Source organism: Nocardioides bizhenqiangii, assembly GCF_034661235.1.
GTDB lineage: Bacteria > Actinomycetota > Actinomycetes > Propionibacteriales > Nocardioidaceae > Nocardioides > Nocardioides bizhenqiangii.
In genome coordinates, this window is sequence record NZ_CP141059.1 from 2,544,810 (window position 1) to 2,566,936 (window position 22,127).

The following is a 22,127-nucleotide window of genomic DNA, read 5'->3' on the forward strand; positions in this document are numbered from 1 at the left end:
CGCGCGACTACTTGTAGTTGACCTGGAGCTCCTTGATGCCGTTCAGCCAGCCCGATCGCAGTCGCTGCGGTTCGCCGGCCTGGCTGATGTCCGGGACGAGGTCGGCAAGGGCGTTGAAGATCAGGTTGATCTCCATCCGGGCGAGGTTGGCGCCGATGCAGTAGTGCGCGCCGTGCCCGCCGAAGGCGACGTGCGGGTTCGGGTCACGCTTGATGTCGAACGTGAACGGGTCGTCGAAGACCTCTTCGTCGAAGTTCGCCGAGGCGTAGAAGAGGCCGACGCGGGCGCCCTTCTTGATCTCCTGGTCGCCGAGGACGGTGTCCTTGATCGCGGTGCGCTGGAACACGGTGATCGGGGTCGCCCACCGGATCACCTCGTCCACCATCGTGTCGGGCCGTTCCGCCTTGTAGAGGTCCCACTGGTCGGGGTTCTGGAAAAACGCGTGCATGCCGTGACTGAGCGCGTTCCGGGTCGTCTCGTTGCCCGCCACGGTCAGCAGGATGACGAAGAAGCCGAACTCGTCGTTGGTGAGCGCGCCGTGCCCGTCCTCCTCCCCGGCGTGGATCAGCTTGCTCACGATGTCGTCGCGCGGGTTGTCGCGGCGGTCGGTCGCGAGCTGGTCGAAGTACGCGAGGATCTCCATCGAGGCGATCGCGGGATCGATGTCGAAGTCCGGGTCGTCGTAGGCCATCATCTGGTTGGACCACTCGAAGAGCTTCCTGCGGTCCTCCTGGGGAACGCCGAGGAAGTCGGCGATCGCCTGCAGCGGCAGCTCGGCGGCGAGGTCCTCGACGAAGTCGCCGGAGCCCTTGGCAGCCGCCTCCTCGACGATCTGGTAGGCGCGGTCGCGGAGGTTCTCCTTCAGCGATGCGATCGCACGCGGGGTGAAGCCGCGGGAGACGATGCCGCGCATCTTGGTGTGGACCGGCGGGTCGTTGTGGATCAGCATCGCGCGCTGGACCTCGACCTGGTCGCGGGTCATGTCCGGCGCGAACCGGATGATGACGCCGTTCTCGTTCGTCGACCAGTGCTCGTTGTCCTTGGACACCTCGCGCACCTCGTGGTGGCGGGTGCACGCCCAGTAGCCGGTGTCGAGGAAGCCGGCCCGGGCCTCCGGTGGCTGCTCGACCCAGTGGATCGGCGCGGTGGTGCGCAAGGCCTTGAACTGCTCGTGCGGCAGCGCCACCGCGTTGATGTCCGGGTTCGTGGGGTCGAACCCGGCAGGGATCAGGTCGGCAACGGTCACGTCAGTGGAACCTTTCGGTCGCTCGGGCGGCGATGAACCGGCCCGGCTGGAACACGTTCTAACGCGAGACTACAGAGCATCGGTCAAATACGAAAGTGTTTCATGTCGCGTTTCTTGGCAGGAACGAGAACGTGTTCTACTTTGGTCCCATGGGCAACCCCGTGATCATCGATGCCGTCCGCACCCCCCTCGGCAAGCGCAAGGGCTGGCTGGCCGGCCTGCACCCGGGCCAGATGCTCGGGTTCGTGCAGGAGGAGGTGCTGCGGCGCGCCGGTGTCGACCCGGAGCTGGTCGAGCAGGTGGTCGGGGGCTGCGTCACCCAGGCCGGTGAGCAGTCCAACGACATGGTGCGCCGCGCCTGGCTCAACCAGGGGCTCCCCCAGCACACCGGCGGCACCGTCATCGACGCCCAGTGCGGGTCGGGCCAGCAGGCTGCGCACCTCGTGCACGACATGGTGGCGGCCGGGAGCATCGACGTCGGCGTCGCGTGCGGCGTCGAAGCGATGACCCGGATCCCGCTCGGCGGCAACGTGCCCCCGGGCCTCGGCGACCCGCGCCCCGACGACTGGGCGATCGACATGCCGAACCAGTTCGAGGGCGCCGACCGGATCGCCAAGAACCGCGGCATCACCCGTGCCGACCTCGAGGCGTTCGGCCTCGCGTCGCAGCAGAAGGCGCGGGTCGCGGTCGACGAGGGCCGGTTCAAGCGCGAGATCGCCGCCATCGAGGCACCGGTCCTCGACGAGGAGGGCAAGCCGACCGGCGAGACCCACCTCGTCGACACCGACCAGGGGCTCCGCGAGACCACGCTCGAGGGTCTCGCCGGCCTCAAGTCCGTGCTGCCCGACGGCCTCCACACCGCGGGCACGTCGTCACAGATCTCGGACGGCGCAGCGGCGCTCGTCGTCATGGACGAGGACCGCGCCCACGCCCTCGGCATCAAGCCTCGGGCCAGGATCAAGTTCCACTGCCTGGTCGGATCCGACCCCTACTACCACCTCGACGGCCCGGTCGACGCCACCAACCGCGTGCTCGCGAAGACCGGCATGGCCATCAGCGACTTCGACCTGTTCGAGGTCAACGAGGCCTTCGCGTCCGTCGTCCTGTCCTGGGCCGGCGTCCACGGCGTCGACATGGACAAGGTCAACGTCAACGGCGGCGCGATCGCGCTCGGCCACCCGGTGGGCGCCACCGGCGTCCGGCTGATCACCACCGCGCTCCACGAGCTCGAGCGCCGCGACCAGTCGACCGCGCTGATCTCGATGTGCGCCGGCGGCGCGATGGCCACGGGCACGGTGCTCGAGCGGATCTGAGTGCTCGGCCGGGCGCGACAGTTTCACCGGCCGGCCGGTGAAACTGTCGCTCGTAGTGCGAAGTCTCATCGGCCAAGCGCGAGTTTCGTCGGCCAAGCTTGAGGATCCGCAACGGCTCGTGGGCTATCCACAGGCGTGCACCTGACCGGATGCGCTGACCAGGCCCTTCGTGCAGGCTCACGCCATGCTCGAGTGGTTGGCGGACGCACACGGCGTGTTGCTCCGCAGAGACGCCGTTGAAAGCGGCATCGATGACAACGCGCTGAGGCGTGCCGTCCTGACGGGGCGGATCGTGCGACTCAGGCAGGGCGCCTACGTCCTAGCACCGGTATGGGAGGCGGCAGACAGGGTCGGGCGACACCGGCTTCTGGTCGTGGCGGTCCGGAAGCAGTACGGCAACGACGTGGCGCTCAGCCACACCAGCGCCAACATTGAGCAGGGTGGCCCAAGTTGGGGCCTCGATCTCCGCGCCGTTCATCTGACCAATCTGTACGGCGTCGGCGAGCGCTCCAGCGCGAAGGTCGTGCACCATCGCGGCATCTGCAGGGCTGGCGACATCACCTGCCTTGACGGAGGTTGGATCACCGCGCCGGCTCGAACGGCGATGGACACAGCGTGTATATCGTCGCGCGACCCCGCTGTCGTCGTACTCGACTACTTCCAGCAGAGCGGGCTGGCGACCCGCGAACAGCTCGAGCAAGTCCTGGCATCGATGAAAGCGACGCCTGGTTCGCTGAGCTTGCTGCCGAAGCTCCGACTCTCAGACGGCAAGGCCGAGTCGGTTGGCGAGACGCGATCTCGGCTGCTCTTCCGGAACGAAGGCTTGCCTGCGCCGATTGCCCAGTACGAGATACGTCATCCCGCGGGTCACGTTGCCGGCCGCGTCGACTTTGCCTGGCCGGAGCGGAAGGTCATGGCCGAGTTCGACGGGGTGCAGAAGTACCTTCGCCTCCGACGCAAGGGCGAGTCGCTCGAAGAAGCGATCCTTCGCGAGAAGGCACGCGAGGATCATCTCCGCGAGATCACAGGCTGGCTGATGGTTCGTCTGGTGTGGGCAGATCTGGACCACCCCGCTGTCACGGCGAACCGCATCCTCCGCGCGTTCGCTCAGGCTGCCGCGTGACCGAGCGCCGGCGCGCCGTACTGGAACGACGAAGCTGTCGCTGGGCCGACGAAGTTTCATCGTCCAAGCGAGAGTTTCACCGGCCGGCCGGTGAAACCGTACGGCGCCGACCCCCTACTGGGAGCCGTAGACGGGCTCCGGGGCCGGGGCCTCGGCGATCAGGGCGCGCAGGGCCGACCCGACCTCCGGCGCGTCCCAGCGCCGCCCGTTGTCCCGGGACGGGCCGTGGGCCCAGCCGTTCTCGATCGTCAGCCTGCCGCCGTCGATCTCGATCACGCGGCCGGTGACGTCGCTGGCCTCCTCCGACGCCAGCCAGGCCACGATCGGCGAGTTGTCCTCGGGCAGTGCCATCGCGGAGGTGTCGAACGCGCCCTCGGTCATCCGGGTCTTCGCCACCGGTGCGATCGCGTTGACGGTGACGCCGTACCGGCCCATCTCCGCGGCGGCGACCAGGGTCAGCCCCGCGATCCCCGCCTTGGCAGCGGAGTAGGTCGCCTGGCCGATCGAGCCCTGCAGCCCCGCCCCCGACGACGTGTTGATCACCCGGGCCACGCGCTGGCGACCCTCCTTGGCCTCGGCGCGCCAGTACGCGCCGGCATGGCGCAGCGGCGCGAAGTGTCCCTTGAGGTGCACCCGGATCACCGAGTCCCACTCCTCCTCGGAGGTGTTGACGAGCATCCGGTCGCGCACGAAGCCCGCGTTGTTGACGAGGACGTCGAGCCCGCCGTAGGTGTCGATCGCCTGCCGCACCATCGCCGCGGCCGCCTCGAAGTCCGCGACGTCGGCGCCGTTGACGACCGCCGCACCGCCCATCGCCTCGATCTCGGCGACCACCTGGTGGGCCGGCGACTCGCCGGTGTCCTCGCCGGCGAGCGAGACGCCGTAGTCGTTGACGACGACCTTGGCGCCGTGCCTGGCCAGCTCGAGCGCGTGCGCGCGGCCGATCCCTCGTCCGGCGCCGGTCACGATCGCGACCCGACCTTCCAACAGCTTGCTCACTTGCTCTCTCCCTGTTCCGGTCCGACGTGGTGGTTCTGTGCGACGTAGAGGAAGACCGGCTGCTCGCCGCCGCCGTGGCAGGCGACGCTGGCACCGGAGACGTACGACGCGAGGTCGCTGGCCAGGAACGCGACCACCCGCCCGATCTCGGCGAGGTCGGCCATCCGGCCCAGCGGGATGGTGCGCTCGATCTCGGCCACGGTGGCGTCGCCGCCGTAGTGGTCGGCGGTGTCAGGAGTGCGCACCAGCCCGACGTCGACGGCGTTGACGCGCACCCTCGGTCCCCACTCCATGGCAAGCGACCCGGTCAACGCGTCGAGACCCGCCTTGGCGGCGCCGTACGCAGCCGTGCCGGGCGACGGTCGGTTCGCGGACACCGACGAGATGTTGACGATGGCGCCGCCGCGCTCCTGCTGTTGCATCACCCGGTTGGCCGCCTGGCTCACGTGCAGTGCCGACATCAGGTTGAGGTCGACGAGCTTCTCGTGGAAGCGCGGGGACGCCTCGGCCGCGAGCGCGTACGGCGCGCCGCCGGCGTTGTTCACCACGACGTCCAGGCGGCCGTGGTCGGCGACGACGCCGGCGACGAGGTCGGCCACCGCCTCCGGCTCGCGGACGTCGCAGACCCGGTGGTCGGCACCCGCGGGGGGCGCGGCCTCCGAGCGACCGCAGGTCACCACGGTGGCACCGGCCTCGAGGAGGACCTCGGTGATGCCACGACCGATGCCCTTCGCCCCGCCGGTGACCAGGGCGACCCGGTCGGTCAGGTCGATCGTGAGTGCCATGCCAGCACCCTACCAAGCAAATGCTTGGTAGGGTGAGGTCATGATGGTCACCAGCGAGCTGCGCGAGGACGGGATCCGCGTCGTCACCATGGACGCTCCCCCGGTCAACGCGCTCACCGTGCAGGGCTGGTTCGACCTGGCGGCCGCGCTCGACGAGGCGGGCCGCGACCTGGCCACGAAGGTGGTCGTGCTCCGCGCCGAGGGCAAGGGCTTCAACGCCGGCGTCGACATCAAGGAGATGCAGCACACCACCGGGTTCGACGCGCTGCTAGGCGCCAATCGCGGGTGCTACGCGGCGTTCAAGGCGGTCTACGAGTGCGCGGTGCCCGTGGTCGCCGCGGTCAACGGGTTCTGCGTCGGCGGTGGCGTCGGGCTGGTCGGCAACGCCGACTGCATCGTCGCCAGCGACGACGCCTACTTCGGGGTGCCCGAGGTCAACCAGGGCGCGCTGGGTGCGGCGACCCACATGGCCCGGCTGGTCCCGCAGCACATGATGCGGACCCTCTACTTCACCGCACGCACGATCAAGGCCGCCGACCTGGTGCAGTTCGGCTCCGTGCTCGAGGTGGTGCCACGCGACCAGCTCGACGGCGCGGCCATGAAGGTGGCCTCCGAGATCGCCGCCAAGGACGGCCGGGTGATCCGCGCCGCGAAGGCAGCGCTCAACGGCATCGACCCGATCGACGTCAACAAGAGCTACCGGTTCGAGCAGGGCTTCACCTACGAGCTCAACCTGATGGGCGTCAGCGACGAGCTGCGTGACGACTTCGCGGGTACCGAGAAGAGCAAGGAGAACAAGTGAGCCGCAAGCCGCGCGACAAGCGGATGAGGATCGACGAGGTGGTCGGCACCCTCGAGAGCGGGATGACGGTCGGCATCGGCGGCTGGGGGCCGCGGCGCAAGCCGATGGCCCTGGTCCGCGCGCTCTACCGTTCCGACCTCACCGACCTGACCGTGGTCAGCTGGGGCGGCGCCGACGTCGGACTCCTCGCCCGAGCCGGCAAGATCCGCAAGCTGGTCTACGCGTTCGTCTCCCTCGACTCGATCCCGCTGGAGCCGAACTTCCAGCGGGCCCGCCAGAGCAAGAGCATCGCGGAGATCGTCGAGCTCGACGAGGGCATGTTCCAGACCGGCCTCCGGGCCGCCGCCCACCGGTTGCCGTTCCTCCCGATGCGCGCCGGCCTCGGGTCCGACGTGCTCGTCAACAACCCGTGGATCAAGACGGTCACCAGCCCGTACGACGACCGCGAGGAGCTGGTCGCCGTACCGTCCCTCGAGCTCGACGTCGCGTTCGTCCACCTCAACCGCGCCGACGAGCACGGCAACGCGAGCTACCTGGGACCCGACCCCTACTTCGACGACCTCTTCTGCATGGCCGCGAAGCGGGCCTACGTCAGCGTCGAGCAAGTCACCGACACCGCGGGGCTGACGGTCGACTCCCCCGTGCAGCGGCTGCTGCTGAGCCGGATGATGGTCGAGGGTGTCGTCGAGACCCCCAACGGCGCCCACTTCACGACCTGTACCCCCGACTACGAGCGCGACGAGAAGTTCCAGAAGGCGTACGCCGCCGCGGCCGGCGGCTCTGACGACGACTGGCAGGCGTTCCACGACCGCTTCCTCGCAGGCGACGAGGCGTCCTACCAGGCCGCGGTCCGGGCGTTCCACGAGGAGCAAGCATGAGTGTCTCGACCCCTTCGACAAGCTCAGGGACCGACGCGACCGTGACGCGAGCCGACGTCTGCGCGGCCGCCATCGCCGACGCTTTCAAGGACGACGGCGAGATCTTCGCCAGCCCGATGGGGCTGTTGCCGATGCTCGGCGTGCGGCTCGCGAAGCTCACCTCCAACCCGGACCTGGTGATCAGCGACGGTGAGTCGTTGTTCCTTGCCGGGGTTCCGCCGCTGTTCGCCAAGGGCGACGTCGTCGAGGGTTGGATCCCCTTCCGCAAGGTGTTCGACGTCGTCGCCTACGGCAAGCGGCACGTGATGATGGGCGCCACCCAGGTCGACCGTGACGGCAACCAGAACATCTCCGCAATCGGCGACTTCGCCCAGCCCAAGCGGCAGTTGCTCGGGTCCCGGGGGGCGCCGGGCAACACCGTCAACAACCGGACGTCGTACTGGGTCCCCCGGCACTCGCCTCGCGTCTTCGTCGAGCAGGTCGACGTCGTCTCCGGGGTCGGCCCGCGGCGGGCCAAGGCCGCCGGAGCGGCGGCGGCGCGGTACAACGACATCCACCGGATCGTCAGCAACCTCGGGGTGTTCGACGTCGGCGGGCCGGATGACACGGTGCGGCTCCTCAGCGTGCACCCGGGGGTGAGCGTCGACGACGTCGTCACGCAGACCGGATTCGAGCTGGTGGTCCCTGACGACGTGCCGACCAGCAGGGAGCCGACGACGGAGGAGCTGATCCTGATCAGGGAGATGCTCGACCCGAAGGGACTGCGGTTCAAGGAAGTGCCCAGTGATTGAGCAGCTGATCCGAACGCCGTTCACCGACCTGGTCGGCGTCCGGCACCCGGTCGTGCAGACCGGCATGGGATGGGTCTCGGGTCCTCGCCTGGTGTCGGCGACCGCCAATGCGGGTGGCCTCGGCATCCTGGCGTCGGCGACGATGACGTACGAGGAGCTCGAGAAGGCGATCGTCGAGGTCAAGGGCCGCACCGACCAGCCGTTCGGCGTCAACCTCCGCGCCGATGCGGGCGACGCGCCCGCCCGCTGCGACCTGCTCATCGAGCACGGCGTGAAGGTCGCGTCGTTCGCGCTCGCGCCCAAGCCCGAGCTGATCGCACGCCTGAAGGCGCACGACATCGTCGTGATGCCGTCGATCGGCGCCGCCAAGCACGCCAAGAAGGTCGCGGGCTGGGGCGCCGATGCGGTGATGGTCCAGGGCGGCGAGGGCGGCGGCCACACGGGTCCGGTGCCCACCACCCTGCTGCTGCCGACCGTCCTCGACGCTGTCGCCATCCCGGTCGTCGCGGCCGGCGGGTTCTTCGACGGCCGCGGGCTGGCCGCCGCGCTCTCCTACGGCGCCGCGGGCGTCGGCATGGGCACCCGCTTCCTCCTCACCTCCGACTCCGCGGTCCCCGACGCGGTGAAGCAGCTCTACCTCGAGCGCGGGCTCACCGACACGGTCGTCACCGCGAAAGTCGACGGGATGCCCCACCGGATGCTCCGCACCGACCTCGTCGACGAGCTCGAGCACTCCAGTGCCGTCAGGCGGATGGGCCCGACGCTGCGCCGCACCCTGGAGTTCAAGCACGACACAGGGATGTCGTGGTGGGAGCTGGCCAAGGACGGCCGGGAGATGAAGAAGCAGCAGGGACGCACCCTCGGCCAGATGGCACTGGCCGCCAACACCCCCACCATGCTCAAGGCCGGGCTGGTCGAGGGCGACACCTCTGCCGGCGTGCTCGCCAGCGGTCAGGTGGTCGGCGTGATCGACGACCTGCCCTCGTGCGAGGAGCTCATCGACCGGATCGTGGCCCGGGCCGCGGACGAGCTGCGCCGCGCCTCGTCGTACGTGGTCGCGGATCAGTAGCTGAAGCTCGTCGCGCCCTCGTCCCCTATCCACTGCCACATCGGGACGGTGCCGCCGATCTCGGCGCCCTTGACCAGGTTCTCGGGGTCCAGCGCCCTGGCGTTGAAGCACAGCGGGCAGACCAGGTAGCTCCCGCCCGCAGCGAGGTACCGCTCCATCAGCTCGGGAAGCGACGGACAGCCGTCGCACGCGACGCCGACGCCGACGCCGGGCTGGGCGAGGCGCACTGCCTCCTTGGTGAGGAACATCAGGGTCGGCCGACCCTGCTCGGCGGCGGCGACGGCCACCAGGAAGGCCACGGTGACCTTCTCGGGGTCCTCCATGCCGGTGGTGAGGCTGACCACTGCTTTGTTCGACATTGCTGTCTCCTTCGTAGATCACGGCGTTGTTGCCGGGTGAGACGAAGGTAGGGATCAGCGAGGGTCCCGCTCATCCGCGTGGACGCGTAACCGGAGCCGCCTCGGAAATGACGATTGGCGGCTGACGCGTAGCGGTCAGGCGAGCACCCTGGCCACCGCGGCGGCGCGCGCGGTGCGGCCGGACAGGCCGAGCTTGAGGTAGACGTTCTGGAAGTGCCGCTCGACGGTCCGCACGCTGAGGGTGAGCCGCTCGGCGATCTCGCCGTTGTCGAGGCCCTCTGCGGCGAGCAGCAGGATCTCCCGCTCCCGGTCCGAGAGGTGGTCGACCGGGACGGTCACCCGGTCGGGCTCGAGGAACTCGGCGACCTCACGGCGGAAGACTGCCCAGGCCGGCTCGTCCGAGAGCAGCACGTGGTTGCGGGACTCGAGCATCACCAGGCGGGCGCTGGGGATCTCGGCAGCGAGCCGGATGCCCCACTCGGGTGCGACCCGATCGTCGTCGGCATGCAGCACCAGCGTGGGTACGGCGATGCCGGGCAGCAGGTCGGACACGTCGGTCTCGTGGCGGGCGATCCGGCTGCAGACCGCGTTGTCGGTGTTGGTCGAGGTGCGCTGCAGCTCGTCCATCCACTCCATCTGCTGCTCGTTCGCGCCGGGGATGAACGCGTTGGTGAACACCCGTCGGAAGAGCGGGTCCGGGCGCGCCCAGCCCGCGCGGATCATGGCCAGGAACGCCGCCTCCTCGGCCGAGTCCTCCTGCCTCAGACCTCCGGCCGCCATGGCGCCGTACAGCACCATCCGGCTGACCCGTTCGGGGTGGGCGTGGGCGTAGGCGAGCGCGACCGGCGCCCCACCCGACATCCCCAGGAGTGCGAACCGGTCCATGCCCGTCGCCTCCACCAGGGTCTCGAGGTCGGCGAGCCGGCGGTCGAGGGAGAAGTCGGACACCTCCCATTCGGACAACCCGAAACCACGCTCGTCGTACCGCACCACGGTGGCGATGTCACCGAGGTCGTCGAGGAAGTGCCGCCAGACCGGGCTCTGCCAGTCGTGCTGGAGGTGGCTCAGCCAGCAGGAGACGATCAGCAGTGGCGGGCCCGAGCCGTGCCGAGCCCAGGCCAGCCGGACGCCGTCGTCGGCGCGGCAGAACCTGACCTCCTGGTTCACCCTCGCCTGGCTCCCGGTTCCCACGCGGTCAGGCTACTTCGCCCGACACCCCCGCGGTGCGGTCTAGAGCGACTTCTGGAAGGCCAGCTCACGGGCCATGACGCGGTAGCCCAGGACCTCGTTGACGCCGATCATGTGGTCGTTCGACTCCGCGTTGAAGGTCTCGATGTGCTCGACCTGCGGCTCCGCCTCGGCCAACCAGCGGAGCATCTCGACCTTCAGCAGGAGACCGAGCCGGTGGCCGCGGTGCGCGCGTACTACGGATGTGTCGTGCTGGTCGCCGTACGCCGGCCGCTCCGACTCGACGACCACGACGGTCTGCCCGGCGAGCTTGCCGCTCGGCACGTGTCGCGCGACCACGCGGTAGGCGCGTTCCCGGCGGAACGCGCAGGCGTCCTCGTAGGCCTTCATCCGCTGGGCGTTGAACACCTCGTCCTCGATCTCGAGGTCGTCGGTGGGGGCGTCGTTGATCGCCGATGCCATCTCGGCGAGGTCGTCGAGGTCCGCCTCCGGGGTGGGGAGCAGCTGGCGCTCCAACGCGTAGTCGGTGGCGGCTGCGAGCGCCTCGTCGTACCGCCTGTCGAGCTCGGCGCGGTCGATGTCGGCGAGGTACTGGCGTCGGGCGATCGCCTGGTGCTTCTTCTCGTAGCCGTGCTTGGCGGCGAAGCCGCGCGTCGCGTCGGACTCCCAGCCGTCCATGCCGACGCTGGTGCGACCCATCCGGCGCACCTCGTCCTCGAGGTGGGCGAGGATCCCGCTGCCGTAGCCCTGACGTCGGTGGTCGGGGTGCACGAGGACGCCGAGCCAGGCGAGGTGCAGGTTGTCGTACTCGCTGGTGTTGATCGCCCCGCCGCCGACGACGGTGCCGTCGACGGTGGCGAGGTACGGCGTCGACGGCTCGCCGTCCCAGCCGACCCGGAACCGCGCCTCTGTCCGGAGGAGGGTCACTTCCGTCTCCCACGGGGAGTCCTCCAGCCGCACCGCGTCGGAGAGCTCGACCCATTCCTTGAGCGCGGCCACGTCGTCGGGGCCGAACCGTGTGATGTCCATGTGGCCAGCATCCAGCGACGGCGGCGCCTCCGCCACCGGATTACTGGCAGGAGGCGCTGCCCCGATAACCTCAGGAGCGTGAGCCAGCAGTCGCCGACGCCCCGACGTCGGCACCTGATGGACCCGGATGCGCCGCGGAAGGTCGCCGACCCGAAGGACCTGGAACGGTTGCAGCGGGTCCAGCGTCGGGTGATCTCGGTGCTGATCATCACCACCCTCGTCCACCTGACGGTCGGCCTGGTCCTCGCCGCCGACGCGATCAGTGACGACCGGCGCGACGCCCAGATCATCCTGATCCTGCTCGGCGCCGCGTTCTACCTGGTCGGGATCGGCGCCGTGCGCGCGATCAACAAGAAGCCGCTGCTCACGTGGTGGATGCTCACCGGTCTGATCCCGGTGACCGCGGGTCTCTGGTGGGTCGTCGCCCGCTGACTCCCGCCGAGTCAGATGACCGGAGCCAGCAGGATCCGCTCCCGGACCGCGCGGTAGCCGAGCGCGGCGAGCTGGGCGCTCGCGGCCCGGTCGGACCTCGCGGAAAGGACGAGGACGTCCTCCGCGACCGCGGCGGCCGCGGCCGACCCTGCGGCGAGGACGGCGGTCTCCACCCGCGCGTCCCCCGTCGGGACGTAGGTCGCGCCGAGCCTCGTCATGCCGTCGACCACGCGGCTCCGACCCGCCATCGCCTCAGGAACGCCGTCGGCCTCCCAGAGCACGATCCGTCCTTCGGCGAGCGGGTCGTCGATCACGTAGGAGCGGTCGCTCGCATCGCCGGGGTGCGCCGCCATCAGCTCGCCGAACCACCGGTGCAGCAGCTCCGTGTCGCCGGGTCCGGCCGAGCGAGCGCGGCCCGGCGGGAGCGGCGGCGGTCGTAGCCTGTCGAGGCGGTGGACGACCAGCCGGTGTCGCGGTTCGAGCGTCGCACCCGCACGCTGCCACGCGTCCAGCGCGGCGTCGACGGTCGTGACGTCGCACCCGACTCCGTCGTCGACGGGGAGCACCGCGACCAGGTCGTCGACCGCCGCGGCGGGTAGCGGGGTCAGGATCGGCGGGTGCCGCGGCGCCTGGAGGAACGCGCCAGCCACTTCTCCGTGCTCGCCGGTCCACCAGCCGTAGGCCTGGCCGGCGTCCGGCTCCGAGTTGCGGCGGAGGTGGTCGGCCTCGGTCAGCAGCGGGCTGTGCTCGATAGGGCGCGAGGACAGGAACTCCCCCACCGCCGCGATGAACGCGTGGACATCGGACGTCGTCGACCAGGGCACGCCTGATTCTCCCAGCCGCCCATAGCGACGCGGGCGGGCACAGCCGCCTTACACTCGCGGGGTGAGGACCGAGGCCGCCTTCGCGACCTCTGCGGACGGCACCCGCATCGCGTGGTCGCGGCACGGGAGTGGCCCGGCGCTGGTGCGCGTGGGGACCTGGCTGACGCACCTCGACTTCGACTGGTCGAGCCCCGTGTGGAGTCATTGGCTGGAGGACCTCGGGCAGCGATTCACCGTTGTCCGGTACGACGACCGAGGCTGCGGTCTGTCCGACCGCGCTCCGACCGAGTACTCGCTCGCCGCCTGGATGGCAGACCTCGAGGCAGTGGTCGATGCCGCGCGGCTGAGCAGCTTCACCCTCCTGGGCATGTCACAAGGTGGGGCTGTGGCGGTCGAGTACGCGCGAGCACATCCCGGCAGGGTCACGAGCCTGGTCCTCTGCGGAGCGTACGGACAGGGTGCCTTGGCGAGAAGTGCCACCGAGGAGGAGATCGAGGAGAGGGACCTGCGCGCACGCATGATCAAGGTCGGTTGGGGCCGAGCGAACCCCGTCTTCCGTCGCGTGTTCACATCCTCCTTCATCCCAGGGGCATCCGAGACTCAGATGCGATGGTTCGACGAGCTCCAGCGCCGGTCGATGTCGGCTGAAGCGGCGTTCGCCAGCAGTCGCGCACGCGCCATGTTGGACGTCACCTCGTCGGCCAGGGCGGTCTCCGCACGCACGCTCGTCATGCATGCCGACGGAGACCAGGCCGTTCCTTTCGAGCAGGGTCGTCAACTGGCGGGCCTCATCCCAGGAGCACGGTTCGTCCCGTTGCACAGCCAGAACCACATCCTGCTCGCTGATGAGCCGGCGTGGCCCGACTTCCTCGCCGAAGTGACGGCATTCGTCGGCGTAGCGGAGCGGGGCGGCGCCAGAGCGGAGCTGACGGTCCGGGAAGTAGAGGTGCTGCGGCTCGTCGCTCACGGACGCAGCAACGAGGAGATCGGTTCCCAATTGTCGCTGAGCACGCGGACGGTCGAGCGCCACCTCTCCAACATCTACTCGAAGCTCGAGCTCACCGGCAAGTCGGCTCGGGCAGCAGCCGCCGCCAGGCTGCCCGAGCTGGAGCCGGGAATCTGAAGGCTGCCCCTAGCGGGGGCTCTACGTAGCACCCGACACCGGGGCCGCCAACGGCGCTCCGTTTCTGTCGGGTAGCGCCGATGCGGCCTCGGCACCCGCGCGCCTAGCGTCGAGAACGCTTCCACTCGAAGCAAAAGCGCCAACACCCAAGGGAGAAGCCGACATGCCGTTCATCAACGTCAAGCTCATCGAGGGCGTGTTCACGCCAGAGCAGAAGCAGGACATCGTGCGGAAGCTGACCGAGACGATGGTCGGGATCGAGGGCGAGAACATGCGCTCCGTCACCTGGTGCGTCGTCGAGGAAGTCGGTAGCGGTGACTGGGGCATCGGAGGTCAGCCGCTGACCACCGAGGACGTGTTGACCCTGGCGCGCGGCGTGGCCGTCGGTTGATCCCGACCGTAGGCACCCATCAGACCTCTGGAGGAATGATGCTCGCGAACCTCGGCAAGTCCCTAGCCCAACAAGGGGTGGGGCTGCTCGCCCTGTTCCTGGTGCTGACCAGCGGTACGGCGTACGCGCTGGCCCCAGTTCAAGTACGACGACGAAGGTGAGATCGCCCCCTGGACGGATCCGCGCGAGGGCGCCGGTCAACAGGCGACGTTGACGGCAGTCTCCCACGTCTATCCGGCAGGTCGTCACATCGTGGGCGTCGAGTGCTCACTGTGGGCCTGGGACCGCAGCGAAAGGAGCGCCGTCTTCGCGTACGTCGACATCTCCGTCGTCGGGCTCTCGGACCGGTGAGACGGGTCAGAGGCGCTCGATGATGGTCACGTTGGCCTGGCCGCCGCCCTCGCACATCGTCTGGAGGCCGAAGCGCCCGCCGGTGCGCTCGAGCTCGTTGAGGAGCGTCGTCATCAGCCGGGTGCCGGTGGCGCCGATCGGGTGACCGAGGGCGATGCCGCCGCCGTTGACGTTGACCTTGTCGTGCGGCGCGCCGGTCTCCTTCATCCAGGCGAGCACGACGGACGCGAACGCCTCGTTGCACTCGAACAGGTCGATGTCGTCGACGCTCATGCCGGTCTTCTCCAGCGCGTGCCTGGTCGCGTCGATCGGTCCGGTGAGCATCCACACCGGGTCGTCGCCGCGCACCGAGAGGTGATGGATGCGGGCCCGCGGCGTCAGCCCGTGCGCTGCGATCGCGGCCTCGGACGCGATCAGCGTCGCCGAGGAGGCGTCGCAGATCTGGGACGCGACCGCGGCGGTGATCCGGCCGCCGGGGGTGAGCGGCTCGAGGCCGGCCATCTTCTCCAGCGACGTCTCGCGCGGGCACTGGTCGGTCGTGAACTCGCTGCCGTCGTCATGGACGAGCGGCACGATCTCGTTGTCGAACCGGCCCTCCGCGATCGCCGTCCAGGCCCGCTCGTGCGACGCGAGTGCGAAGGCCTCCATCTCCTCCCGGGAGATGCCCCACCTCTCCGCGATCATCTCGGCGGAGCGGAACTGGCTGACCTCCTGGTCGCCGTACCGCTTCTGCCAGCCGGGTGACTCGGCGAACGGCGTCGAGAACCCGTACTGCTGGCCGACCAGCATCGCCGCCGAGATCGGGATGGCGCTCATGTTCTGCACGCCGCCGGCGACGACCAGGTCCTGGGTGCCCGACATGACGCCCTGGGCGGCGAAGTGCACAGCCTGTTGGGACGATCCGCACTGCCGGTCGATGGTCACGCCGGGCACGTGGTCGGGCAGCCCGGCCACCAGCCATGCCGTCCGCGCGACGTCGCCGGCCTGGGAGCCGATCGTGTCGCAACAGCCGAGGATGACGTCGTCGACGGCACCCGGGTCGACCCCGGTGCGGTCGATCAGGGCGGTGATGGTGTGGGCGGCCAGGTCGGCGGAGTGCACCGGGGCGAGCGGGCCGCCGCGCTTGCCCACCGGCGTGCGGACGGCGTCGACGATGTAGGCGGGGTTGGCGTTGTTCATGAGGAGATCCCGTCGAGGAGGATGCGGACGTACTGGTCGGCGACCTCGGTGTGGGTGTGGCCGCCACCCCGCGACTGAGCAGGGCGGTACCACCGGACGGCGACCCACACGGTGTCGCGGATGAAGCGGTAGGTGAGGGTGACGTCGAGGTCGGGACGGAGGACGCCGGTGCGCACGCCCTCCTCGATCAACGTGACCCACACCTGGCGGGACTGGGTGTTGCGGTCGGCGAGGTAGCCGAACCGCTCGAACGTGCCGAGGTGGTCGGCTTCGTTCTGGTAGATCGCGACCTCGTGCGGGTGCTGGTCGATCGCCTCGAAGGACACCCGCACGGCGCGCTCGAGCTTGGTGCGCGCGTCCTCGTCACTGGCCAGGATCTCGTCGTAGTCCCCGAACAGCTCTGCCTGGAAGGTCGAGAGGATCTCGTCGACCATCGACTCCTTGGAGTCGAAGTGGTGGTAGAGGCTGCCGGACAGGATCCCGGCGGCGTCGGCGATGTCGCGGACCGTCGTGTTCTTGAAGCCCTTCTCGGCGAACAGCTGCGCCGCGATGGCCAGCAGCTGGTCGCGTCGCGTCGGCTCAGGCGTGCTGACTGCTGACACTGATCACCTCACCGGTCAGGTAGGACGAGTAGCCGCTGGCGAGGAACACCATCACGTTGGCGACCTCCCAGGGCTCGGCGGCGCGCCCGAACGCCTCGCGCTGCTTGAGCTCGACGAGCAGCTCGGGCGACGTCACCTTCTCCAGGAACGGGTGCATGGCCAGGCTCGGGGAGACGGCGTTGACCCGGATCCCGTGCGGAGCCAGGTCGATCGCGGAGCACCGGGTCAGCGCCATGACGCCGGCTTTCGCCGCCGCGTAGTGGGCCTGGCCTTCCTGCGCACGCCAGCCGATCACCGAGGCGTTGTTGACGATGACTCCCGGCTTGCCCGCCGCGACCATCCGCTGACCCGCGGCGCGGACACAGCGGAAGGTGCCGGTCAGGGTGATGTCGAGGACCTTCGACCACTGGTCGTCGGTCATCTCCAGCACGCTCGCGGTGCCACCCAGACCCGCGTTGTTGATCATCACGTCGACGCCGCCGAACTCGTCGGCCGCGTCGAGCAGCGCACCCACCTGGGACTCGTCGGTGACGTCGCAGACCAGCTGCCGGACGCGGTCGGCGCCGAACTCCTCGGCGAGGGCCTCCTCGGCCTCCGCGAGCCGGCGCTCGTGGGTGTCGCTGAACACCACCGCGTTCGCGCCCTCCTCGAGCGCCCGGCGTACGACGGCCGCGCCGATGCCGGCACCCGCAGCCGCGGTCACCACAACCACCTGGTCGCGCAGCAGTCCGTGGCCCGGCACGTATTCGGGTGTCGGCTGCTCAGCTCGGAGGGTCGTCATCCCTTGGGCTCCCTCGGTAGGCCGAGCACCCGCTCGGCGAGGATGTTTTTCTGGACCTCGTCACTGCCGCCGTAGATCGTGTCGGAGCGGGAGAAGAGGAAGAGCCGCTGGTGCTCGTCGAGGTCGTAGGGCGTGTCCGTGCCCTTGGTGAGCAGCCCGGACGCGCCGACGACGTCCATCGCCACCTCGCCCAGCTGCCGGTGCCAGTTGGCCCAGGCCAGTTTGAAGATCGAGCCCGCTCCCCCGCCCGCACTCGAGTCCTGGCCGCCCTCGACCAGCGCCAGCGCGCGCAGCGCGAAGCTGCGGATGGCGCTGAGCTCGACCTTGAGCCGCGCCAGCCGGTCGCGGACGATCGGGTCGTCGATGCTGCCGTTGTCCCTGGCCCGCCCGATGACGTCGTCGAGCTCGCGCGCGAAACCGACGGTCTGGCCGAGCGTCGACACCCCGCGCTCGAAGCCGAGCAGGCCCATCGCCACTCCCCAGCCCTGCCCCGGCTCACCGACGACCAGGTCGGCGGCGGTGCGGGCGCCGGTGAAGAACACCTCGTTGAACTCCGAGCCGCTGGTCAGCTGCTCGATCGGTCGGATCTCGACGCCGTCCTGCTGGAGCGGCACGAGCAGGAACGACAGACCGTGGTGGCGGGACGATCCCGGCTCGGAGCGGCAGATGACGAAGCACCAGTCGCTCTGGTGCGCGTTGGAGGTCCACACCTTCTGTCCGTCGATCACCCACTCGTCACCCTCGAGGCGCGCCCTGGTCTGGACGTTCGCGAGGTCGGACCCGGCGTTCGGCTCGGAGTAACCCTGCGCCCACAGCTCCTCGACCGCGCGGATCGGCGGCAGGAAGCGCTCCTTCTGCGCGTCGGTGCCGAACGCGATCACGGTGGGACCGAGCAACGTCTCGCCAAGGTGGTTGACGCCGTGCGGCGCGTCGGCGCGGGCGTACTCCTCGTGGAAGATCACCTGCTGCCACAGGGAGAGCCCGCGGCCGCCGTGCTCCTCCGGCCAGCCGACGCAGGTCCAGCCGTGCTCGGCGAGGAGCCGGTTCCAGGCCAGCCGCTCCTCGAACGCCTCGTGATCGCGGCCCGGGCCTCCGAAGCCGACCAGATCGCGCCACTCGCCGACCAGGTGCTCGCCCAACCAGGTGCGCACCTCCTCGCGGAAGGCGCGATCCTCGGCGCTCTCGGTCAGGTCCACACCTGCACCATACCAAGCAAATGCTTGGTAGGCTTCGACAAGCTCAGCCAACGAGAGGACAGGGGTGGACACGATTCCGGCGATCCTGCGCGCCGCCGCGGAGAGGTACGGCGACCAGCCTGCCTACGTCGAGGGTGCGCGGGCCGTCAGCTTCGCGGAGCTCCACGACCAGGTGCGGGAGCTGGCCCGGCGCTACGTCGGCCACGGTCTGGCCGCGGGCGAACCCGTCGTCGTGTGGGGCCCCAACAGCATCGAGTGGGTGATCGCGGCGCTGGCGACGACGTACGCCGGCGGCACCCTCGTCCCCGCCAACTCCCGGTACACCGGTCACGAGGTCGCCGACCTGGTCGACCGCACCGGCGCCACCGTGGTGATGGTGGCCGACGGGTTCCTCGGTCGCAGCCAGGTCCAGGAGCTGCGCGCGGCCAGCGACCTCCCGTCCGTGCGCGCGATGGGCGAGCTCTCCCGGCTGTCCCTCGACCATCGCGGCGAGGAGCGGCACGTGCGCGAGGTGACGATCGACGAGGTCGAGGCCCGCGCGGACGCGGTCTCCCCCGACGACGTCGCCGACATCCTCTTCACCTCCGGGACGACGGGGCGGCCGAAGGGCGCGATGAGCGCCCACCGGCAGAGCATCGGTGTCGCGCGCGCGTGGGCCGAGCTCGGCGGCGTGAGTGCCGACGACCGCTACCTGGTGGTCAACCCGTTCTTCCACTCCTTCGGCTACAAGATCGGGATCCTGGTCGGGCTGCTGACCGGCGCCACCCTCTACCCGGTCGCGACGTTCGACGTCGACCAGACCATGCAGCTGATCGAGTCGGAGCGGATCACCCTGCTGCCGGGCGCTCCGACGATCTACCAGTCGCTGCTCACCGCGCCGGGCCGCGCGGAGCGCGACCTCTCGTCCCTGCGGTTGGCGGTGACCGGCGCGGCCGTCGTACCCGTCGTGCTGATCGAGCGGATGAGGGACGAGCTCGCGATCGACCACGTCGTCACCGCCTTCGGGATGACCGAGGCCGTGGTCGTCACCATGTGCCGCGACGGCGACTCCGCGGAGACGGTCGCGACGACCTGCGGCCGCGCGATCCCCGGCATGGAGACCCGGATCGACGCTCCTGCCGGGGAGGCTGGTGAGCTGTTGGTGCGAGGCGACTACGTGATGCTCGGCTACCTCGACGACCCCGCCGCCACGGCCGAGGCGATCGACGCGGACGGCTGGCTGCACACCGGCGACGTCGGCGTGCTCGACGACGAGGGCAACCTTCGGATCACCGACCGGCTCAAGGACATGTACATCTCCGGCGGCTTCAACGTCTATCCCGCCGAGGTCGAGCAGGCGCTGATGCGGATGGACGGCATCCAGGACGTCGCCGTCGTAGGCGTGCCCGACGAGCGGATGGGCGAGGTCGGCAAGGCGTACGTCGTCGGTACGGCGAGCGCCGACGAGGTGATCGCCTTCGCCAGGCAGCGCCTCGCCAACTTCAAGGTGCCGCGACTCGTGGAGACGGTCGAGGCGCTCCCCCGCAACCTGTCCGGCAAGGTCTTGAAGAACGAGCTGAGGAAGTAAGTGGATCTCGAGCTGAGCGAGTCGGAGCTGGCCTTCCAGGCCGAGGCCCGCGCGTGGCTGGCGGCGAACGTGCCGGCCGAGCCGTTGCCGTCGATGGACACGGCCGAGGGCTGGGCCCTCCACCAGGAGTGGGAGGCGCGACTGGCCGCCGACCGCTGGTCGGTCGTCTCGTGGCCGCGGGACTACCACGGCCGCGATGCGTCACTGATCGAGTGGGTGATCTTCGAGGAGGAGTACTACCGCGCGGGCGCGCCCGGACGGGTCTCCCAGAACGGCATCTTCCTGCTCGCGCCGATCATCTTCGAGCACGGGACCAAGGACCAGCAGGACCGCTTCCTGCCGACGATGGCCACCGGCGAGGAGATCTGGGCCCAGTGCTGGTCCGAGCCCGAGGCCGGCTCCGACCTCGCCTCGCTCAATTCGACCGCCCGCCGCGACGACGGGCGGGGAGGGTGGGTCCTCAACGGTCAGAAGACCTGGTCGTCGCGGGCGACGTACGCCACCTGGGGCTTCGGGCTGTTCCGGTCCGACCCGGAGGCCGCGCGGCACCACGGGCTGACGTACTTCCTCTTCCCCCTCGACGCCGACGGCGTCACGGTGAGGCCGATCGCCCAGCTCGACGGCGAGGCCGGCTTCGCCGAGGTGTTCTTCGACGACGTCTTCGTGCCGGACGCCGACGTCCTCGGCGCGCCGGGCGACGGCTGGCGGGTGGCCATGAGCACCGCCGGCAACGAGCGGGGGCTCTCCCTCCGCTCCCCCGGCCGGTTCTGCGCGGCCGCCGACCGGCTGGTCGACCTGTACCGCTCGTCGGCGGTTGAGGTGCGAGGCGCCCCAGCGCCGAGCCTCGAAACCTCCGACGTCGGGAAGAACGTGGTCGACGCCTGGCTCAAGGCCGAGGCCTACCGCCTCTACACGTGGGGCACGGTCACGCGGCTCGCCGACGGCGGTGAGATGGGCGCGGCCGGGTCGGTCAACAAGGTGTGGTGGAGCGAGCTCGACATCGCGCTCCACGAGACCGCGCTCGACCTGCTCGGTACCGACGCGGAGCTGGACTCCACCTGGCTGGACGGCTACACGTTCGCGCTCTCGGGCCCGATCTACGCCGGCACCAACGAGATCCAGCGCAACATCATCGCCGAGCGGATCCTCGGCCTGCCCCGCGAACCCAAGGGGGCGCAGCGATGAGGTTCGAGCTCACCGAGGAGCAGCGCGCGTTCGGCGACGCCCTCGAGCGCCTGCTGTCGGGCGCGGACACAGCCGCCGTCGCGCGCGCCTGGGCGGACGGTGACCACGAGCCCGGCCTGAAGCTGTGGGCGCGGCTCGCCGAGCAGGGCGTGACCGTGCTCGCGACCGACGCCTCACCGGTCGAGGTCGTGATCGCGTTCGAGGCACTCGGGCGGTACGCCGTACCCGGCCCGTGGGTCGAGTCCGCCGCCTACCTCCCCATCGCGCTCGGCCGGGAGGTCGAGGGCGTCGCCACCGTGGCGGCGCCCCCGCACGCACCGTTCGCCCTCGACGCCGATGTCGCCGATGCCGTCTACCTCGCGGGTCCGAACGGGCTCACCGAGGTGACACCCGGCGACCGGCACGGATCGGTCGACCGGACGCGCCACCTGTTCGAGGTCGCCGCCTCCGACCCGGCGCCCGAGGACGCGGCCTTCGACCTCTCGGCCCTCGCCACCGCGGCCCAGCTGCTCGGCCTCGGCGAGCGGGTCCTCGCGGACACGGTGGCCTACGCGAAGCAGCGGCGGCAGTTCGGGCGCGAGATCGGCTCCTACCAGGCGATCAAGCACCAGCTGGCCGACGTGCGGATCGCGCTCGACTTCGCCCGCCCGCTCGTCCACGGCGCCGCCGTGTCGTTGGCCGAGCCTGTCGAGACGGCGCCGCGAGCCGTGTCGGCCGCGAAGGTGATGTGCGGGGACGCGGCGTACCTCGCCGCTCGCACCGGCCTGCAGGTGCACGGCGCGATCGGCTACACCCAGGAGTTCGACCTCAGCATCTGGATCACCAAGATCCGGGCGCTGGTGACGGCCTGGGGCACGCCTACGTTCCACCGGGGCCGGATCCTCGCCTCGCTGACGGCGCAGACAGGGGGCTGA

At 70.0% G+C, this 22,127-nt stretch carries 23 protein-coding genes; 12 read left to right on the forward strand and 11 right to left on the reverse strand.

Going from position 1 to position 22,127, the window contains the following annotated elements; translation table 11 throughout:
• Positions 1–7: 7 nt before the first annotated feature.
• Entirely contained in the window at positions 8–1,246 is a 1,239-nt protein-coding gene (locus tag SHK19_RS12340; protein WP_322455261.1) for a cytochrome P450, read from the reverse strand.
• Positions 1,247–1,395: 149 nt separating this feature from the next.
• On the opposite strand from SHK19_RS12340, the gene SHK19_RS12345 reads away from it, so the two are divergent.
• Positions 1,396–2,559, forward strand: coding sequence for a steroid 3-ketoacyl-CoA thiolase (locus SHK19_RS12345; RefSeq protein ID WP_322936380.1), 1,164 nt, complete (start codon positions 1,396–1,398; stop codon positions 2,557–2,559).
• Positions 2,560–2,743: 184 nt separating this feature from the next.
• Positions 2,744–3,682 (forward strand): type IV toxin-antitoxin system AbiEi family antitoxin domain-containing protein, encoded by a 939-nt coding sequence (locus tag SHK19_RS12350; protein ID WP_322936381.1) that lies wholly within the window; start codon positions 2,744–2,746, stop codon positions 3,680–3,682.
• 114 nt (positions 3,683–3,796) lie between these two features.
• Here SHK19_RS12350 and SHK19_RS12355 read toward each other — a convergent pair whose 3' ends face one another.
• Together SHK19_RS12355 and SHK19_RS12360 are read right to left on the reverse strand one after the other, a co-directional pair.
• A complete protein-coding gene (locus SHK19_RS12355; protein WP_322936382.1) occupies positions 3,797–4,681 on the reverse strand; it encodes an SDR family oxidoreductase in 885 nt (294 codons plus the stop codon).
• On the reverse strand, positions 4,678–5,466 hold the full coding sequence (locus SHK19_RS12360) for an SDR family oxidoreductase (protein WP_322936383.1): 789 nt from the start codon (positions 5,464–5,466) through the stop codon (positions 4,678–4,680). Before SHK19_RS12360 ends, SHK19_RS12355 begins: the two co-directional genes overlap by 4 nt.
• A gap of 40 nt (positions 5,467–5,506) precedes the next feature.
• On the opposite strand from SHK19_RS12360, the gene SHK19_RS12365 reads away from it, so the two are divergent.
• Genes SHK19_RS12365 through SHK19_RS12380 form a run of 4 tightly spaced genes read left to right on the forward strand, consistent with a single transcriptional unit; the run spans position 5,507 to position 9,006 of the window.
• Positions 5,507–6,268 carry an enoyl-CoA hydratase family protein gene (locus SHK19_RS12365; protein WP_322936384.1) on the forward strand — a complete coding sequence of 254 codons (762 nt, stop codon included), beginning with the start codon at positions 5,507–5,509 and terminating at the stop codon, positions 6,266–6,268.
• Positions 6,265–7,146: a CoA transferase subunit A gene (locus tag SHK19_RS12370; RefSeq protein WP_322936385.1), complete on the forward strand. Its 882-nt coding sequence runs from the start codon at positions 6,265–6,267 to the stop codon at positions 7,144–7,146. Before SHK19_RS12365 ends, SHK19_RS12370 begins: the two co-directional genes overlap by 4 nt.
• Positions 7,143–7,937: a CoA-transferase subunit beta gene (locus SHK19_RS12375; protein WP_322936386.1), complete on the forward strand. Its 795-nt coding sequence runs from the start codon at positions 7,143–7,145 to the stop codon at positions 7,935–7,937. The genes SHK19_RS12370 and SHK19_RS12375 overlap by 4 nt, the downstream gene beginning before the upstream one ends.
• Positions 7,930–9,006 carry an NAD(P)H-dependent flavin oxidoreductase gene (locus SHK19_RS12380; protein WP_322455269.1) on the forward strand — a complete coding sequence of 359 codons (1,077 nt, stop codon included), beginning with the start codon at positions 7,930–7,932 and terminating at the stop codon, positions 9,004–9,006. The genes SHK19_RS12375 and SHK19_RS12380 overlap by 8 nt, the downstream gene beginning before the upstream one ends.
• On the opposite strand, the gene SHK19_RS12385 is transcribed toward SHK19_RS12380, so the two are convergent.
• The 3 genes from SHK19_RS12385 to SHK19_RS12395 all read right to left on the reverse strand — a co-directional run bounded on the left by SHK19_RS12385 (position 9,000) and on the right by SHK19_RS12395 (position 11,582).
• On the reverse strand, positions 9,000–9,365 hold the full coding sequence (locus tag SHK19_RS12385) for a DsrE family protein (protein ID WP_322455270.1): 366 nt from the start codon (positions 9,363–9,365) through the stop codon (positions 9,000–9,002). The genes SHK19_RS12380 and SHK19_RS12385 overlap by 7 nt on opposite strands.
• A gap of 135 nt (positions 9,366–9,500) precedes the next feature.
• Positions 9,501–10,556, reverse strand: a complete 1,056-nt coding sequence (locus SHK19_RS12390) for an alpha/beta fold hydrolase (RefSeq protein ID WP_322455271.1) — start codon at positions 10,554–10,556, stop codon at positions 9,501–9,503.
• A gap of 39 nt (positions 10,557–10,595) precedes the next feature.
• Entirely contained in the window at positions 10,596–11,582 is a 987-nt protein-coding gene (locus SHK19_RS12395; RefSeq protein ID WP_322936387.1) for a GNAT family N-acetyltransferase, read from the reverse strand.
• Between the two features lie 78 nt (positions 11,583–11,660).
• Here SHK19_RS12395 and SHK19_RS12400 point away from each other — a divergent pair, with 78 nt between their 5' ends.
• Positions 11,661–12,014, forward strand: coding sequence for a hypothetical protein (locus SHK19_RS12400; RefSeq protein WP_322936388.1), 354 nt, complete (start codon positions 11,661–11,663; stop codon positions 12,012–12,014).
• Positions 12,015–12,025: 11 nt separating this feature from the next.
• Here the strand turns inward: SHK19_RS12400 and SHK19_RS12405 are convergent, their stop codons facing one another.
• On the reverse strand, positions 12,026–12,838 hold the full coding sequence (locus tag SHK19_RS12405; protein WP_322936390.1) for a hypothetical protein: 813 nt from the start codon (positions 12,836–12,838) through the stop codon (positions 12,026–12,028).
• Positions 12,839–12,899: 61 nt separating this feature from the next.
• Here SHK19_RS12405 and SHK19_RS12410 point away from each other — a divergent pair, with 61 nt between their 5' ends.
• Both SHK19_RS12410 and SHK19_RS12415 read left to right on the forward strand, forming a co-directional pair.
• Positions 12,900–13,961, forward strand: a complete 1,062-nt coding sequence (locus SHK19_RS12410) for an alpha/beta fold hydrolase (RefSeq protein ID WP_322936391.1) — start codon at positions 12,900–12,902, stop codon at positions 13,959–13,961.
• 163 nt (positions 13,962–14,124) lie between these two features.
• The gene (locus SHK19_RS12415) at positions 14,125–14,352 is read left to right on the forward strand and encodes a tautomerase family protein (RefSeq protein ID WP_322936392.1); all 228 of its coding nucleotides are present in this window, start codon (positions 14,125–14,127) and stop codon (positions 14,350–14,352) included.
• Between the two features lie 357 nt (positions 14,353–14,709).
• Here SHK19_RS12415 and SHK19_RS12420 read toward each other — a convergent pair whose 3' ends face one another.
• Genes SHK19_RS12420 through SHK19_RS12435 form a run of 4 tightly spaced genes read right to left on the reverse strand, consistent with a single transcriptional unit; the run spans position 14,710 to position 18,461 of the window.
• The gene (locus tag SHK19_RS12420; protein WP_322936393.1) at positions 14,710–15,882 is read right to left on the reverse strand and encodes an acetyl-CoA C-acetyltransferase; all 1,173 of its coding nucleotides are present in this window, start codon (positions 15,880–15,882) and stop codon (positions 14,710–14,712) included.
• Positions 15,879–16,484 (reverse strand): TetR/AcrR family transcriptional regulator, encoded by a 606-nt coding sequence (locus SHK19_RS12425; protein WP_322936394.1) that lies wholly within the window; start codon positions 16,482–16,484, stop codon positions 15,879–15,881. Before SHK19_RS12425 ends, SHK19_RS12420 begins: the two co-directional genes overlap by 4 nt.
• On the reverse strand, positions 16,462–17,265 hold the full coding sequence (locus SHK19_RS12430) for an SDR family oxidoreductase (RefSeq protein ID WP_322936395.1): 804 nt from the start codon (positions 17,263–17,265) through the stop codon (positions 16,462–16,464). The genes SHK19_RS12425 and SHK19_RS12430 overlap by 23 nt, the downstream gene beginning before the upstream one ends.
• Complete coding sequence (locus tag SHK19_RS12435) at positions 17,262–18,461, reverse strand: acyl-CoA dehydrogenase family protein (RefSeq protein ID WP_322455280.1); 1,200 nt, start codon at positions 18,459–18,461, stop codon at positions 17,262–17,264. The genes SHK19_RS12430 and SHK19_RS12435 overlap by 4 nt, the downstream gene beginning before the upstream one ends.
• 64 nt (positions 18,462–18,525) lie before the next feature.
• Between SHK19_RS12435 and SHK19_RS12440 the strand changes: the two genes are divergently transcribed.
• Genes SHK19_RS12440 through SHK19_RS12450 form a run of 3 tightly spaced genes read left to right on the forward strand, consistent with a single transcriptional unit; the run spans position 18,526 to position 22,127 of the window.
• Positions 18,526–20,028 carry a FadD3 family acyl-CoA ligase gene (locus SHK19_RS12440; RefSeq protein WP_322936397.1) on the forward strand — a complete coding sequence of 501 codons (1,503 nt, stop codon included), beginning with the start codon at positions 18,526–18,528 and terminating at the stop codon, positions 20,026–20,028.
• Positions 20,029–21,213, forward strand: a complete 1,185-nt coding sequence (locus SHK19_RS12445; RefSeq protein ID WP_322936398.1) for an acyl-CoA dehydrogenase family protein — start codon at positions 20,029–20,031, stop codon at positions 21,211–21,213.
• On the forward strand, positions 21,210–22,127 hold the full coding sequence (locus SHK19_RS12450; protein ID WP_322936399.1) for an acyl-CoA dehydrogenase family protein: 918 nt from the start codon (positions 21,210–21,212) through the stop codon (positions 22,125–22,127). The genes SHK19_RS12445 and SHK19_RS12450 overlap by 4 nt, the downstream gene beginning before the upstream one ends.